This is a genomic window from Erythrobacter insulae (genome assembly GCF_007004095.1).
GTDB classification, from domain to species: domain Bacteria; phylum Pseudomonadota; class Alphaproteobacteria; order Sphingomonadales; family Sphingomonadaceae; genus Erythrobacter; species Erythrobacter insulae.
On sequence record NZ_VHJK01000001.1, the window covers coordinates 1,106,784 to 1,122,046 of the forward strand.

General features: G+C 57.8%; 14 protein-coding genes. 3 read left to right on the forward strand and 11 right to left on the reverse strand.

Going from position 1 to position 15,263, the window contains the following annotated elements; genetic code table 11:
- Positions 1 to 22: 22 nt before the first annotated feature.
- The 11 genes from FGU71_RS05250 to FGU71_RS05300 all read right to left on the reverse strand — a co-directional run bounded on the left by FGU71_RS05250 (position 23) and on the right by FGU71_RS05300 (position 10,034).
- The gene (locus FGU71_RS05250) at positions 23 to 379 is read right to left on the reverse strand and encodes a HesB/IscA family protein (RefSeq protein ID WP_142787577.1); all 357 of its coding nucleotides are present in this window, start codon (positions 377 to 379) and stop codon (positions 23 to 25) included.
- Complete coding sequence (locus tag FGU71_RS05255; protein ID WP_142787578.1) at positions 379 to 873, reverse strand: SUF system Fe-S cluster assembly protein; 495 nt, start codon at positions 871 to 873, stop codon at positions 379 to 381. Before FGU71_RS05255 ends, FGU71_RS05250 begins: the two co-directional genes overlap by 1 nt.
- Positions 870 to 2,054, reverse strand: a complete 1,185-nt coding sequence (locus tag FGU71_RS05260) for an aminotransferase class V-fold PLP-dependent enzyme (RefSeq protein WP_234035757.1) — start codon at positions 2,052 to 2,054, stop codon at positions 870 to 872. Before FGU71_RS05260 ends, FGU71_RS05255 begins: the two co-directional genes overlap by 4 nt.
- Positions 2,055 to 2,107: 53 nt before the next feature.
- Positions 2,108 to 2,866: a SufD family Fe-S cluster assembly protein gene (locus FGU71_RS05265; RefSeq protein ID WP_142787580.1), complete on the reverse strand. Its 759-nt coding sequence runs from the start codon at positions 2,864 to 2,866 to the stop codon at positions 2,108 to 2,110.
- Positions 2,866 to 3,633 carry a Fe-S cluster assembly ATPase SufC gene (gene sufC / locus FGU71_RS05270; protein ID WP_142787581.1) on the reverse strand — a complete coding sequence of 256 codons (768 nt, stop codon included), beginning with the start codon at positions 3,631 to 3,633 and terminating at the stop codon, positions 2,866 to 2,868. The genes FGU71_RS05265 and sufC overlap by 1 nt, the downstream gene beginning before the upstream one ends.
- A 41-nt stretch (positions 3,634 to 3,674) precedes the next feature.
- On the reverse strand, positions 3,675 to 4,187 hold the full coding sequence (locus FGU71_RS05275; RefSeq protein WP_142787582.1) for a DUF559 domain-containing protein: 513 nt from the start codon (positions 4,185 to 4,187) through the stop codon (positions 3,675 to 3,677).
- A complete protein-coding gene (gene sufB / locus FGU71_RS05280) occupies positions 4,184 to 5,686 on the reverse strand; it encodes a Fe-S cluster assembly protein SufB (protein WP_142787583.1) in 1,503 nt (500 codons plus the stop codon). Before sufB ends, FGU71_RS05275 begins: the two co-directional genes overlap by 4 nt.
- Positions 5,683 to 6,111, reverse strand: a complete 429-nt coding sequence (locus FGU71_RS05285) for an SUF system Fe-S cluster assembly regulator (RefSeq protein WP_142787584.1) — start codon at positions 6,109 to 6,111, stop codon at positions 5,683 to 5,685. The genes sufB and FGU71_RS05285 overlap by 4 nt, the downstream gene beginning before the upstream one ends.
- A 115-nt stretch (positions 6,112 to 6,226) precedes the next feature.
- Positions 6,227 to 7,117, reverse strand: a complete 891-nt coding sequence (locus tag FGU71_RS05290; protein ID WP_142787585.1) for an AraC family transcriptional regulator — start codon at positions 7,115 to 7,117, stop codon at positions 6,227 to 6,229.
- Positions 7,118 to 7,313: 196 nt separating this feature from the next.
- Entirely contained in the window at positions 7,314 to 8,207 is an 894-nt protein-coding gene (locus FGU71_RS05295) for a helix-turn-helix transcriptional regulator (RefSeq protein ID WP_142787586.1), read from the reverse strand.
- A 6-nt stretch (positions 8,208 to 8,213) separates the two neighbouring features.
- Positions 8,214 to 10,034 (reverse strand): DUF885 domain-containing protein, encoded by a 1,821-nt coding sequence (locus FGU71_RS05300; protein WP_142787587.1) that lies wholly within the window; start codon positions 10,032 to 10,034, stop codon positions 8,214 to 8,216.
- Positions 10,035 to 10,388: 354 nt separating this feature from the next.
- Between FGU71_RS05300 and FGU71_RS05305 the strand changes: the two genes are divergently transcribed.
- From FGU71_RS05305 to FGU71_RS05315, 3 genes are all read left to right on the forward strand, one after another.
- Positions 10,389 to 11,441, forward strand: a complete 1,053-nt coding sequence (locus tag FGU71_RS05305; protein WP_142787588.1) for a quinone-dependent dihydroorotate dehydrogenase — start codon at positions 10,389 to 10,391, stop codon at positions 11,439 to 11,441.
- A gap of 10 nt (positions 11,442 to 11,451) precedes the next feature.
- Positions 11,452 to 13,200 carry a gamma-glutamyltransferase gene (ggt, locus tag FGU71_RS05310; RefSeq protein WP_142787589.1) on the forward strand — a complete coding sequence of 583 codons (1,749 nt, stop codon included), beginning with the start codon at positions 11,452 to 11,454 and terminating at the stop codon, positions 13,198 to 13,200.
- Positions 13,201 to 13,449: 249 nt separating this feature from the next.
- Positions 13,450 to 15,201, forward strand: coding sequence for an AMP-dependent synthetase/ligase (locus tag FGU71_RS05315; protein ID WP_234035758.1), 1,752 nt, complete (start codon positions 13,450 to 13,452; stop codon positions 15,199 to 15,201).
- Positions 15,202 to 15,263: the final 62 nt, after the last annotated feature.

Here is a 15,263-nt window from a genome sequence, read left to right on the forward strand (position 1 = left end):
CCCGGCGATCATCGCGCCGGGATCAAACCATAAAGCTTTCGCCGCAACCGCATGCGCCTTTGGCGTTGGGGTTTTCAAAGGTAAAACCGGCGGTGAAATCGTCTTCAACCCAGTCCATGATCGACCCGACAAGATACAGGACGCTCGCACCGTCAATGTAGAAAGTGCCGCCGGGGGTTTCGATTTTCTCGTCGAATTTTGCCTCTTCGGTGACGTAATCGACCGAATAGGCAAGACCCGAACATCCGCGCCGCGGAGTGGATAGCTTTACACCGATCGCGTCGTCCGGGGCTTGACCCATCAAATGCGCGATGCGTTCTTCCGCACCTTTGGTAAGCGTGACTGCTGCCGGCAATTTGCGCGTTTTCACATCAGCCATCACAGCATCCCCAGCTCGAGGCGCGCTTCATCAGACATCTTTTCCGGGCTCCATGGCGGATCCCAGACCAGATTGACCTCGGCATCGCGGATACCGGGGACAGACGAAGCCCGCAGCTCCACTTCGCCCGGCATGGTTTCGGCAACCGGGCAATGCGGCGTGGTTAAAGTCATGGTGACGGTCGCATCGGCCTGATCATCAACCTCAACCCCGTAGATCAGACCAAGATCATAGATGTTTACCGGAATTTCAGGATCGAAAATTTCCTTGAGCGCTTCGACAACGGCGGCCTGCAAATCGCTGCCTGCGCCGCCCACAGCGCCTTCTGCCGGTTGCTGGTTCACAAATCCATCGAGGTAATCGCGTTTGCGCGGCTGCGCAGAAACATCGGGATCAACCGCATCAGACACACGGGCCCGCGGCGGCTTTTCTACCTGTTGTTCGTTCGGCGCAGGTGCGGCGACGAATTCTTTTTCGTCCTGAGGCTTGTTCATGAGCCTGTCCCTTTTCCAAAAATTCGGCGTGTGCGGGCAATCCCTTCCAGCAACGCGTCGATGTCGTCATGAGTTGAGTAGAGGCCAAAGCTGGCCCGCGCGGTCGCCGGAACTTCAAGATAATCCATCAAAGGCTGCGCGCAATGGTGACCGGCACGGATCGCGACATTGCCCTCGTCAAGGATCGTGCCGAGATCGTGCGGGTGAATATCGTCGATCGCGAAACTGACAATGCCCGCGCTGTTGGCGGGGCCGAACAGCGTCACATCGTTCATCGCGCCAAGTTCCCGGCGCAAGCGGGCGACCAATTCGGCTTCGGATGCGTGCACCCGGTCAATTCCCACAGCGCTGACATAATCGGCGGCTGCGGCAAACGCGATGGCTTCGGTAATGGCCGGTGTGCCCGCTTCAAACCGCTGTGGCGCCGGAGCGTAGGTGGTCTTTTCAAAGGTCACCCGGTCGATCATCGCCCCGCCGCCTTCCCATGGCTGCATCGCATCGAGGATTTCGCTACGCGCCCATAATGCGCCGATCCCGGTGGGGCCATAAAGCTTATGCGCGCTGAACACGTAAAAATCGCAATCCAGCACCGCCATGTCCACCGCCATATGCGGAGCCGACTGACAGCCATCGAGCAGGATTTTTGCGCCGACTTTATGCGCAAGCCGCGCCGCGCGCGGGGCATCCAGCACGCTGCCAAGCACGTTGGAAACGTGGCACAGCGCGACCAGCTTGTGCCGATCGGTCAGCATCGCTTCTGCCGCGTCCAGATCAATGCAATGATCATCGGTTAACGGGCACACGTCGATTTGCGCACCTGTGGCCTCTGCGATCATCTGCCACGGGACAATGTTGGAATGATGTTCAAGCTGGGAAAGCAGAATTCGATCACCGGGTGCCAAGTTTGCCTTGCCCCAGCTGTTGGCCACCAGATTGATGGCCTCGGTTGCGCCGCGCGTGAACACGATCTCTTCCTCGTTCCCGCCAAGGAACGTCGCAATCGTCCGGCGTGCAGCCTCGTAGGCGGACGTCATTTCGGCTGAGCGCGAATACACACCGCGGTGCACAGTCGCGTAATCCGGTCCCAAAGCGCGCGCCATCGCGTCAATCACCGCGCGCGGTTTCTGCGCGGTCGCGCCGGTGTCGAGATAATGCCACGGCGCTCCGTCACGGGTCACCATCCCCGGAAAGTCGCTGCGGAGGTCCGGCAGAGCGTTTATGGCTGCTGGCGCGTTCAAAGGGTCACCCGTTCAAGCGCGGTCAGCGCCGCGCCCAAAAGCGTCTCGCGCTCGGCTTCGTCTTCGAGTTCGACAAACGCATCGCCGATAAACGCCTGAACCAGCAAACGCTGGGCCTGCGCGGGAGAAAGCCCGCGCGATGCCATGTAATACCGCGCCGCTTCATCCAGCTGGCCGACCGTTGCACCGTGGGCGCATTTGACATCGTCAGCAAAAATTTCGAGCTGCGGCACGGCATTGGCGCTGGCACCCGCTTCGAGCAGCAAGCCTTTGAAATCCTGTGCAGCGTCGGTTTTTTGGGCACCGCGCGCGACTTTGATTTCGCCCATGAAATTTCCGGTGCCGGTGCCCCAATGGACACTACGCACGGTCTGGTTACTGGTTGCGTTCGGCTGTGCGTGGATCGTGGTGGTCACAAATTCGCGCACCGCATCGCCGCCGCCGATTGTCACGCCGCCAAATTCAAAATGCGCACCTGTTCCCAGTGTGACTTCCACTTCGACCCGAGTGAAATCGCCGCCTATATTGGTCGCAAACAATTCTGCGCGCGCGCCAGCGCCAAGGACAATGCGAAACCGGTGCAATTCGGGGCTGTCAGATCCGACGACCATGGTGTGGTGCCACGTATCGCCATCGGCAACATTGATTTCGTCCCACGCATCAAGCGCCCCTGCGCCCAGCCGCTGAACTGCATCGATATCGGCATAGCGCCAGGCTTCATCGCGCCGCGTTGGTAAGGTTGCGTTCTGCGTCATCACGCGGCCGCTTCTGCCATTACGGCGTCATAGCCTTCAGCTTCGAGGCGCAGCGCCAGTTCCGGTCCGCCGGTTTGCACGATCCGGCCATCGGCCAAAACGCTGACCCGATCCGGCTTCACCACATCAAGCAAGCGTTGATAGTGGGTGATCAGCAGCACGGCTTTATCGGGCGCACGCATGATCGAGTTGATCCCTTCACCCACAATCCGCAAAGCATCGATATCGAGCCCGCTATCGGTTTCATCGAGGACGGCAAAGGCGGGGTCAAGGATACCCATCTGGACCATTTCGGCGCGCTTCTTCTCACCGCCGGAAAAACCCACATTCACCTGCCGTTTGAGCATTTCCATGTCCATCTTCAGCAGTCCTGCCTTTGCTTTGGCAAGTTTCAGGAATTCGCCGCCCGAAAGTGGCTCTTCCCCGCGATATTTGCGCTGTGAATTGAGCGCTTCGCGAAGGAATTGAACATTCGATACGCCGGGAATTTCAACCGGATATTGAAAGCCGAGAAACAGACCGGTGGCCGCGCGTTCATGCGGATCAAGGCCGAACAGATCCTGACCCTTGAACGTCACCGACCCGCCGGTCACTTCGTAACCGGGCTTTCCGCCCAGCACATTGGCGAGCGTGGATTTTCCCGCGCCATTCGGGCCCATAATCGCGTGGACTTGTCCCGCAGGCACTTCCAGCGAAAGGCCTTTGAGGATGGCTTTCTTGCCTTGGGCGCCGTCAACTTCGGCGTGGAGGTTTTCAATTTTCAACATGCGAACAATCTCATCAAATTCTGTTGGTTTGGCGTCGCTGCTTAATCGCGGCGGCTGTAATAATCTTGCTTCGGATTCGCCTCGCGGTGCGCGCGGGCGGCATCGCGCTTGTCGCCGATACGGGCGCGCATACCGTGCGTGATCCGCTCCAGCACTTTGTCCATATCATCAAGGATATCCGAGGCACGGATGCGCATCACCTTGATGCCGACCGCCTCAAGGCTTTTGTCGCGGCGCGTGGCGAGCGTTTCGTTGTCGTCATCTTCAAAAATGTCGATGGCCATGCCGAGGCTGTGGCAATTGAAATCGACAATCGCACTGCCAACCACGGCAAAACGTTTGAACGTGTGGCGGCCCAGATCAGCGGTCGCGAACCGCGCAGCCAGCGCCTTGTGCGCAGGCGTAGCAAACCGCTTCATTTCGCGGGCGCGGTCATGCAGCTCGTCGAGCCGCTTGTCCGAAATCTTCCAACCGCGACCCTTTTTGTTGAGGTTCTCGGTGACGTCGCCTTGTTCGGAGGCAGGCTTGAGGGCGAGCTTCTTGCGGTCGGTCACCCCACGCTCCCCTCGAGAGAAATCGCCAGCAATTTCTGCGCTTCGACGGCGAACTCCATCGGCAGTTCCTTCAGCACATCCTTGGCAAAACCGTTGACGATCAGCGCCACAGCCTCTTCCTCGTCCAGCCCGCGTTGCTGCGCGTAGAACATCTGTTCGTCGCTGATTTTCGAGGTGGTGGCCTCATGCTCGATCTGCGCGCCGGGGTTTTTCACTTCGATGTAGGGCACGGTGTGCGCACCGCTTTTATCGCCGAGCAGCAGACTGTCACACTGGGTGAAATTGCGGACACCTTCGGCCTTCGGACCCACGCGAACGAGGCCGCGATAGGTGTTGTTCGAATGCCCGGCGCTGATCCCTTTGGAGATAATCGTCGAGCGTGAACCCTTGCCATTATGGATCATCTTGGTGCCGGTGTCGGCCTGTTGGTAATTGTTGGTCACAGCGACCGAATAAAACTCGCCAACGCTGTTTTCGCCGTTGAGAACGCAGGACGGATATTTCCATGTCACCGCGCTGCCGGTTTCCACCTGCGTCCAGCTGATTTTGGAGCGGTCGCCCTGACACAGCCCGCGCTTGGTCACAAAATTGTAGATCCCGCCCACGCCTTCGCTGTTGCCGGGATACCAATTCTGAACGGTTGAATATTTGATCTCGGCATCTTCCATCGCAACCAATTCGACCACGGCGGCGTGCAGCTGGTTTTCATCGCGCATCGGCGCGGTGCAACCTTCGAGATAGGACACGTAAGCGCCCTTTTCGGCGATGATCAGCGTGCGTTCAAACTGACCGGTGTTTTCGGCGTTGATGCGGAAATAGGTGCTGAGCTCCATCGGACAGCGCACGCCTTCGGGCACATAAACAAAAGTGCCATCGGAAAAGACCGCTGCGTTGAGACAGGCAAAATAATTGTCGCGCGTCGGCACAACCCGGCCCAGCCACTTCTTCACGAGCTCGGGATATTCTTTGATTGCTTCTGAGATCGAGCGGAAGATCACACCCGCCCGCATTAACTCCTCGCGAAAAGACGTCGCAACGCTGACACTGTCGAACACAGCGTCCACGGCGACTTTCTTTGCGCCTTTCACCCCGGCGAGAACTTCCTGTTCGCCCAAAGGAATGCCGAGTTTATCGTAGACGCGCTTTATTTCGGGATCGAGATCGTCAAGCGAGTCCAGCTCGATCTTTTTGGTGGGCGCGGCGTAATAATACGCATCCTGATAATCGATTTTCGGATAGCCGACCTTGGCCCAATCCGGCTCTTCCATTTCCTGCCACAGGCGGAATGCTTTCAGGCGCCAGTCGAGCATCCACTCCGGCTCGCCTTTTTTGCCGGAGATGAACCGAACGGTGTCTTCGTTCAGCCCTTTTTCCGCAAATTCGGTTTCAATGTCCGAAGACCAGCCGTGCTCGTATTCTCCGGCGTTCGCCGCAGCCGCCGCTTTGGCATCGGCATCAATTTCATCTTCATGGGTTTTGAGATCGACGTTTTCGGTCATGCCAGTTCTTTTTCAATTGAGAGAGGTTGGGGTCGCAGCTGGGTCAGGCTGATATTCGCCAGCGCGCTGCGCAGCGCGTCATTAATTACAGGCCAATGCGGCTTCATCGTACAGCGTGCCTCGTGATCGCAATCGCCAGTCGCCTCGATACAGGCCGTCAGCGCAATGGGCCCTTCGACCGCTTCGACAATATCCGCGACTGTGATTGCGGCGGCTGGCCGCGCGAGTTGCATACCGCCATTCGCGCCGCGTTCTGACCGCAGCAAACCGGCAGCAGTCAATTTGCTGACGAGTTTTTGCACGGTCGGTTTCGGCAGGCCGGTTTCAGCCGCGAGCTCGCTCGCACTGATCCGGCTTCCGCCGCAATGGCCGGCGGCCGCGCTCATCGTGATGACAGCGTAATCTGCGAGATTGGAAAGGCGCATGATGTTTAATTCGGACTGTTTTGATCCGAATTCAAGCCAAAACCCCTTGTTGCGAGTCGTTAGCGGTTTGAAAAGACTGGTCGATCACTCTCGCAAAGCCAGCGCGCAGGGTGCATCAGTCTTGCGGATTGGGTGCCGAACCGATGCTTCTGAATTGCTTTAGCCGATCGAGATTTTTCAAACGCAGCATGGTTTGAAACAGCGGCTCTTGCGGCCCGCCAAGCCGGGTTGGTGTGTAACCGCAATATCGCCGGATCTCGCGGATCATATGCGGTTGATCATAAAAAGCATCCGCAATTTCTGCTTCGGCTTCGTCGGTCAATTCAGGCTGCGCCAAAAGGCTGGCGGCTCTGACGGCGCGATATTTCCGCGCGAGCGCTCTGGGCGAAAGGCCAAAATATCGTGTGACCAATCGTTCACCTTGCCGGCGCGAATAATTCAGATTTCCAAACAGCGTCTCAACATCAGGATTGAGCGATGTGCCGAGCCACGCGACGCCTTGTTCGATCAACTTTTTGTGCGCAGCAGGGATCGGCTGAAGGCGCGGAGCGATCCAATCCGCCAGCAGCCTGCACCCCTCTTCGCCGGTGATCTGCCCTGACCGGTAAAGGTCATTGGTGGCTTTGGCGAAATCGTCAATTTCCGGTCCCAGCAATTCCGTAGCAGGCATGAAGCGATTGAAATTTTCATTCGCTGCGGATTGCGTAAGGGCGGCCCAGCCCAGCGGTGACAACGATGCGCCAATCGCGTGCCACGGGCCGGTCATTTTGAACGGGGCCGCAACATCGAAACCTGCGAGCAAATGGCCTTCACCCACCAGCGGATCGACCCGCCCCGATATATTGAGTTCTCCCGAGCCATACGGGAACAACACAAGCTGCGATAAAGCTCCGGGATGCCGGTCTTCAACCTCGCGCTCGTCCCAGGCAAAATGGAAAAGCGCCAGGACATGTTCGGCCAGGTCAGCCGGCGGGTTGTAATATTCAAGATGGAAAGGGGACGGCATGGCGGCTTATTGCGACCCGCCGCCGCACCGTCCCGATAGCCGGCATTCCGGGATGCTCTGATCCAGTGAAGGCCGGCTGGGCGCGAGGGTTAGATCGAAGTGCTTCATAGGTATTGTATGGCAGCGACATAAGAATGCGCAGCGGCATATCTAGAGCAGGTATCGGTATTTTTCGATGGCGTCACGCCCATTCGCCTCAACGCAGGATCTTGGCACTTTCGCCGTGCGCTTCCGGGTCAAGCGTATCCTGCATCAGGGACGCATTTTTGAAAGCGGTCGGCGTTCGCCCGGTGTATCGGCGGATATCCCGGATCAAATGTGCCTGATCAAAATAAATGCTGAGAATTTCAGCCCGCAATTCGTCGGACAAGTCAGGATTGGCGAGGAACATTGCAGCGCGGATCGCGCGATATCGCTTTAGCAAGCGCGAAGGCGACACGCCAAAGTAACGTTTGCAAAGACGCTGGGCCGACCGTGTCGATACGCCCACCTGCGCATACAATTCCTCAAGCGGCGGGTTCAGCGCGCTCGATAACCACGCATTCACCGCGCCGACAAAACGGGCATGCTCGGCGTTGATCGCACCAGACCGCTGTCTCACAGCTTCTGACATTACAGTGCATATCTTTCCGACGGATCCATCACCGGCTGCGAATTGCTGTGCCAGATCGCGCAACTGTTCAATCTCGTGCTGCGCGAAAATCTGGCTTGCAGGAACCATGCAATCGTTCACATCATCCGCGGCCAATCCCGAAAGACAATGCCAGCCAAGCGGCGTGAGCGACGCGCCAACAATCTTTAAAGGGCCATGCAGCGTAATTGGCGCTGCGCTCATCAGAGGTGCGGTGCAAGTGACCTGTTCGGACCGGTGAACCCCTTTGCCATCAGGCCGCAGATTAGAGTGGCCCTCGACATAGACCATCAGCTGCGCAGAATAGGCCGGCATCACCTCATCCAAAACGGCAGCATCGCTTGTTACGACAAAAAACGTATTGATCAGATCAGACAGGTCAGCCGGCGCCGCAATCAGCTCAAAACCGAAGGGTATCGGATCAGTAAGATCAAATTGGCTTAGCTGGGTCTGAGGCATCTCAACCTATTCGTTGCGCTGGCTTTCGATCCACTTGACCACGTTTTCATCGAGAATGTCCAGCGGCACCGGCCCGCTCAGCAGGACTGCATCGTGAAAACCGCCCCAATCAAAATCATCGCCGAGCTCTTTTTGCGCTTTACCGCGCAGCTCCATAATCTTGAGCTTGCCGATCATGTAGGCTGTGGCCTGGCCCGGTGTGGTGATGTAGCGTTCGATCGCTTTTACAACATCCCCTTCAGGATTGGGGGTATTGTCTTTAAGATATTGGATTGCCTCTTCGCGGGTCCAGCGTTTGGAATGCAGGCCGGTATCAACCACCAGACGACACGCCCGCCAAAGCTCCATGCCGAGCCGCCCGAAATCAGAATAGGAGTCTTGGTAAAAACCCATATCCTTGCCGAGTTCCTCTGTGTAGAGGCCCCAGCCTTCGGTGTAGGCTGTGACCCCGCCAAACCGGCGAAACGGCGGCACATTACCGAGCTCTGTCTGCAATGCGCGCTGCAAATGGTGGCCCGGAAAGCCTTCGTGATAGGCGAGCGCTTCAAGCTCGTTCTTTGACATATCCTGCAAACGATAAAGGTTCACGTAATAGGTGCCCGGGCGTGATCCGTCCGCCGCCGGGCTTTGATAAAATGCCTTGCCTGCGCTTTTTTCACGGAATGCCTCGACTGGCTTGATGATCATCGAAGCCTTTGGCAGCGTGCCGAAATAATCCGGCAACTTCTGCTCCATCGCATCAAGCTTTTCCTGAGCATCGGCCAGATAGGCCTCGCGCGTGGTGTAATAGAAACGTTCATCGGTCCGAGTGAATTCAAAGAAATCCTGCAGCGATCCTGCAAACCCGACTTCGCCCATGATTACGCGCATTTCACCATGGATGCGCTCGACCTCGCGCAGACCGATATTGTGAATTTCGTCCGCAGTCAGGTCCGTAGTCGTGTAGCTTTTGAGGCGCGCGGCATAGTATTCTTCGCCCTGCGGCAAGCGCCAGATCCCGTCGTCGGTCGGTGCAATTTTCTGTTGGCGCCGCATTTCGGCCAGCAGCCGCCTATAACCGGGAAGGGCGGATTGAGCCCAAGCTTGCTCTGCGTCTTCGATCATCCCTTCGGAATCGTCAGATGACAGTTCCAGCTTTGCCACTTTGGCGGAAAAATCCTCAAGCACGGCGTTTTCATCACCCGCAGCGATCAGGCTTTCGAGATCGGCGATGACATAGGGGTAAACCCAGTCGGGCGGCATGATGCCGGCCGCGGCCCGCTTGCGCGCCTGATCTGTCAGCATTTCCAGCTGCGGCCCGATACCCGCGATCCGTTCAACATAGGCGAGCGCGTCCTGCTCGCTGCCAACGCGGTGGATGTTGATCAAAAATGCCGGAATACCGGTATGCGCGCCGCGGCGATGATCGAATAGGAAATCATATTCGCGATAGGGGTACAACGAGGCGCTGCGCTCAGCCATCATTTCGAACAGGCGGAATGACAGCGCATCCCCCTCTGACAGGGCGGCGCGATCGTATTCGGCGCGCATTTCGGCAACGGCATCCTGAGTCGCTCTGTAATCGGCCGCAGCCGCTTCATCCGAGGGATCATCCCATTTGCCATAATCAGCGTCGCGGATACCGCGATAGGCTTTGCTCTGCGGTGATCGCTTTAATCCGGCTGCATCGTAATTTTCGAAAAACGCCGCCAGGTTTACGGAATTCTGTGCGCCAGCTTTTACGGCTGACGCCTGAGAAACGCTGTCCAAGGGCGCATTTGAGGATGGCGTACAGGCGGATGCAGCCAGAGCGACCAGCGAGATACCGGCAAATGCGAAACGACCCATGATGACCCCTAATTTTTGGTTATGTGTTAGCGCTACCGCTCGTCAATGCGGGTTTACAAGTCAAGCCATCTCTTGCGTTGCCGCATCGGCGAGATGGTGCGTCAGGTGCAACGTCATGGGCAAAGCACCTTTCATCGATTGACAAAAAAAGGGCGGCCCCGACGAACGGAACCGCCCATTTAAGTTGAGGAACTCTTCACATTGCTGCTCCGAGCCCTTCGGGTCGCGTGATGTTTTTACGAGATGAGCGCGCCTTTTAATTGTATGCAAACGACAAGGGCTGTCTCAAAATTGCACATTTTTCAACGTTCTGCCCCCTCGACAGCTGCACAAAACCTGAGATAGGCGCGCTGAATGCTGTTTCGTCTTTTAAAGCCCGCCATTTTCGCGCTCGATTCGGAAACCGGGCATCGCCTCGCGATCAGCGGACTAAAAGCCATGCCGTCGCGCGGGGCGCGGTCATCACTCGCACAAGCGGGCAAGCTGGCAGTTGAAGTCGCCGGCCTGCGCTTTCCCAATCCTGTGGGTGTCGCCGCGGGCTTCGACAAAGACGCAGAGGTCCCAGACCCTTTATTGGGGCTGGGTTTCGGCTTTACCGAAGTCGGCTCAATCACGCCGCGCCCGCAAGCAGGCAATCCGAAACCCCGCTTGTTCCGGCTGGTGGAAGACAACGCAGTCATCAACAGAATGGGATTCAACAATGCCGGAGCGGATGCGGCCTTAGCCAGATTGAAAGCGCGCGCCGGTCGCCCGGGCATCGTCGGGATCAATATCGGGGCAAACAAGGATTCCGAAGACCGGATCGCCGACTACGCGGAAATGGCCCGTCTGATGGCCCCCTATGCCAGCTATCTTGCGGTCAATGTTTCCAGTCCGAATACGCCGGGTCTGCGTGCGTTGCAGGATGAAGCCGCGCTGGCCGATTTGATCGACGGTGTCATTGCCGCGCGCGATAAAGCCGCTGAAGGATCGCTGCCACCGGTCTTTCTGAAAGTGGCCCCTGATCTTGAACCGTCCGATATCGACGCGATTTCCCGCATCGCGATCGACAAGAAACTCGGCGCACTCATCGTATCCAACACGACCATTTCACGGCCGCCGCTGCGATCGCATCATGCCGACGAAACCGGCGGACTTTCAGGCGCGCCCTTGCGCCGTCTCGCCTTGCAGAGAGTGCGCGATTTCCGGACTGCGACCGGCGGAGCAATGCCAATCGTAGGTGTAGGAGGGATCGCAACTGCGCAGGATGCCTGGGAACGGATCCGGGCTGGTGCCAGCCTGGTCCAGCTTTATTCGGCGATGGTTTATGAAGGGCCCGGCCTCGGCACCCGGATAGTCTCCGGTCTGGAACAGCTGATGCAGCGCGATGGTTTTACGAGCATTGCAGAGGCGGTCGGAACCGAATAGCGAGGGACGCATGTTGAAACGCACCTTTGCCAGCATCGCCCTTGCGCTCACCCTGTCGGGCTGCGCTTCGTACTCCGCTCCGCTTCAAACCTCCGCCCCGCCAGCCATCGAAGCCGCTGGCGCCCGTGGAGGTGCAGGTACAGGTGTGCTTGCAGGTGCAGTGAGCGCCGCCGATCCACGCGCGACTGCGGCAGGCGAGGCAATTTTGGCAAAAGGCGGCTCTGCAACAGATGCCGCGATTGCCGTGATGCTGGCTCTGACCGTGGTCGAACCGCAAAGCTCGGGCATCGGCGGCGGCGGCTTTATGATCCACGCAGGCAGCGACGGTGTTGTCAGCTTTGATGGCCGCGAAACCGCACCCGCCAGCGCAACCGGAAAACGTTTCCTCAACGCCGAAGGCGAGCGCCTGCCCAGTTCATCGCGGACCCTTTCCGGTTTGAGCGTCGGCGTACCCGGCAATCTCGCACTCGCGGCCAAAGCGCATGAGCAATATGGCAAACTGGAATGGGCGCAATTGTTTGAACCCGCCATCACCTTGGCGCGCGACGGGTTCCTGATGAATACGCGTTTGAACGGCTCGCTTTCGGGAAGCAAAGGCCGGGCCGACAAATCGCCGGCAGCGCGCGCCATCTTTTTCGGCGCTGATGGGGAGGCTTTGCCAGTCGGCACGCGCGTACAGGTACCAAGCCTTGCTGAAACGCTGGAACGCGTGGCGCAAAACGGGCCGAAAGCCTTTTATGAAGACAGCGCGAGCGAACTCGCCGCCTATATCGCCGCGCAAACCCCGCAAGACGGCAAAATGGATGCTTCCGACATTGTCGGATACCGCGCGAAACAGCGCGATGCGGTTTGCGGCCCTTACCGGACCTTTACCATATGCGGGATGGGCCCACCGTCTTCGGGCGGTGTTGCCGTGATCCAGATGCTGGGGCAGCTGGAGCGGTTCGATATCGCCGCAATGGGACCAGACAGCCTGACATTCTGGCACGTTTTTCTGGAATCCCAACGCCTCGCCTATGCCGACCGCGAGCTTTACATTGGCGATGCGGATTTTGTTGCGGTCCCTGTAACGGGCCTCATCAATCCAGATTATGTCGCCAGCCGCAGCGCGCTGATCAATCCGGTCAAAGCCCTTGCGTCGGTCGAAGCGGGCACCCCGCCCGGTGCGCCATTTGCACGGGCAGACGGCGATGAACCGCCCGAAAACGGCACCACGCATTTCTCTGTCGTAGATGCCCAAGGCAATGCGGTAAGCTACACTTCGACCATCGAAGGCGCATTTGGATCGGGACTGCATTTCGGCGGTTTTTATCTCAACAACGAACTCACCGATTTCAGCTCCTCACCAGAAGTGGATGGCAAGCCAGTCGCAAACCGCGTCGAAGGCGGCAAACGTCCGCGATCATCCATGGCGCCGACCATTGTCTTTAATGCGACCGGCGATCCGATCCTGATAATCGGTGCGGCGGGCGGCCCCACCATTCCGGTTCAGGTGGCGCGTTCGATCATAGGCGTCCTCGATTTCCGGATGACTGCGAAAGAAGCGCTGGCGATGCCGCTTGTCATGGCGTTCGGTTCGACCGTGATTACAGAAGAGGGCGGCGCGGTTGCAAGCATGACTGCCGAGTTCGAGGCGTTAGGCCACGGTTCGGTTCGCGTTCTGACACCGCGCGGAAAAGCCAATGCCTTGCGCCGAACCGATACAGGTTGGGAAGCGGCAGGCGATCCGCGCATTGCCGATTTGCTGGGGTACGAGTGAACCGCCATTGGGGCCGCTTGCTTGCCGCGACGGAATTGAAACTCTAACCAGACCTGCATACCTGTTATGTCAGACGGCCCGAACGGCCACCTGACCAAGACCAAGCCTTTTAAGGGCATAGGAGAGAAATTGGTGAACGCCTCTGAGACACATGCTGACCATTCCGGTGAGCGACCGATAGTTGATCCCGGCGATGCACAGTGGCTTCAGGATATCGACGGTGCCACCAACCTCGTTGAACTGTTCCTGATGCGCGCCGATCAAAAGGGCGATGCGCCGTTTCTGGGGCGCAAGCAGGATGGCAAGTGGGTTACGCAAAGCTGGGCCAAAACAGCTGAACAAGTGTGTTTGCTGGCTGAAAGCCTGCGCGGGCTGGGCCTTAACGAAGGCGACCGCGTCGCGATTGTCTCTGAAAACCGTCCGGAATGGTGTGTTGCCGATATCGCGGTGATGGCTGCGGGCTGCATCTCTGTGCCAACCTACATCACCAATACAGAGCGCGATCATGCCCATATTCTCGACAATTCGGGAGCCCGCGCCGTTATTGTCTCGACCGAGAAACTGCTTGGGCCGGTTGTCGGCGCAATCGGACGCACCGGCATTGCCGATCACGTAATCGGGATCGAAGACTTGCACCGCAAACAGTCTGGCAGTTTTGATTACCACAATTGGGCGGATTTGCTGACGGGTGATACAAAGGCTGCGCGCGCTGCGGTTGATGCGAGGATTGCCGGTATTGCGCGCGAAGACACCGCTTGCCTGATCTACACCAGCGGCACCGGCGGCGCGCCGCGCGGGGTGAAACAGCATCACGGATCGATCCTGTGTAATATCGCCGGCGCTGCCGAGATTTTGATCACCGATTTCGGGATTGAGGACGAACGGTTCCTCTCTTTCCTCCCGCTAAGCCATGCGTATGAGCATACGGGCGGACAATATCTGCCGATATCGGTCGGCGCGGAAATCTTTTATTCCGAAGGGTTGGAAAAACTCGCCAGCAATATCGAAGAAACCCGCCCGACTATCATGGTGGTCGTACCGCGCCTGTTCGAAGTGCTGCGCACCCGGATCATGAAACAGATCGAAAAGCAGGGTAAAGTCGCGAACTTCATGATGGATAGCGCGCTTAAGATTAGCGAAAATTCCAAAGACGGAAAGAAACGCAAGCGCGATAGACCGCTCGATTTTCTGGTCGGAAAAACGCTGCGCCCCAAAATCCGCCAGAAATTCGGCGGCCGCATCAAAGCGATGGTTTCGGGCGGCGCGCCGCTTAATCCCGAAGTCGGCAATTTCTTTGAAGCGATGGGCCTGACCATGCTGCAAGGGTATGGCCAAACAGAAGCCGGGCCTGTGATGAGCTGCAACCGGCCTGCGGCCGGGCTTAAGATGGACACTGTCGGCCCCCCCATGCGCGGCGTTGAAATCAAGATTGCAGAAGATGGCGAAATCCTGTGCCGCGGTGAGCTGGTGATGCACGGCTATTGGCGCAATGATGCCGAAACCGCGCGCACCATTCAGAATGGTTGGCTTCACACCGGCGATATTGGTCACCTTGACGAGGCAGGCCGGATTGTCATCACCGATCGTAAGAAAGACATGATCGTGAATGATAAAGGCGATAATGTCGCGCCGCAGAAAATCGAAGGCATGCTGACGCTTCAACCTGAAATTGCGCAAGCGATGGTGAGCGGTGACAAGCGCCCTTACGTTGTCGGGTTGATTGTGCCTGATGCCGAATGGGCGCTGGAATGGGCGCGGGCCAATGACGAGAAATACGACCTGCAAGCATTGCAGGATCTTCCGGCGTTCAAACAAGCCGTTCGTAAAGCGCTGGACCGGACCAATTCCGATCTTTCGGTCGTCGAAAAGGTGCGCAAATTCGAATTTGCTGATGAGGCATTCTCAATCGAAAACGAAGAAATGACGCCGAGTATGAAAATTCGTCGTCACAAGATCCGCGACCGGTATCAGGATCGGATAGACGGAATGTACCGCCCGTAATTTCTGCTGGTCACAGGCCCGTCAGTTCAGAATTCTTTAGGTCTATTCGCCGGTTGAAGGGA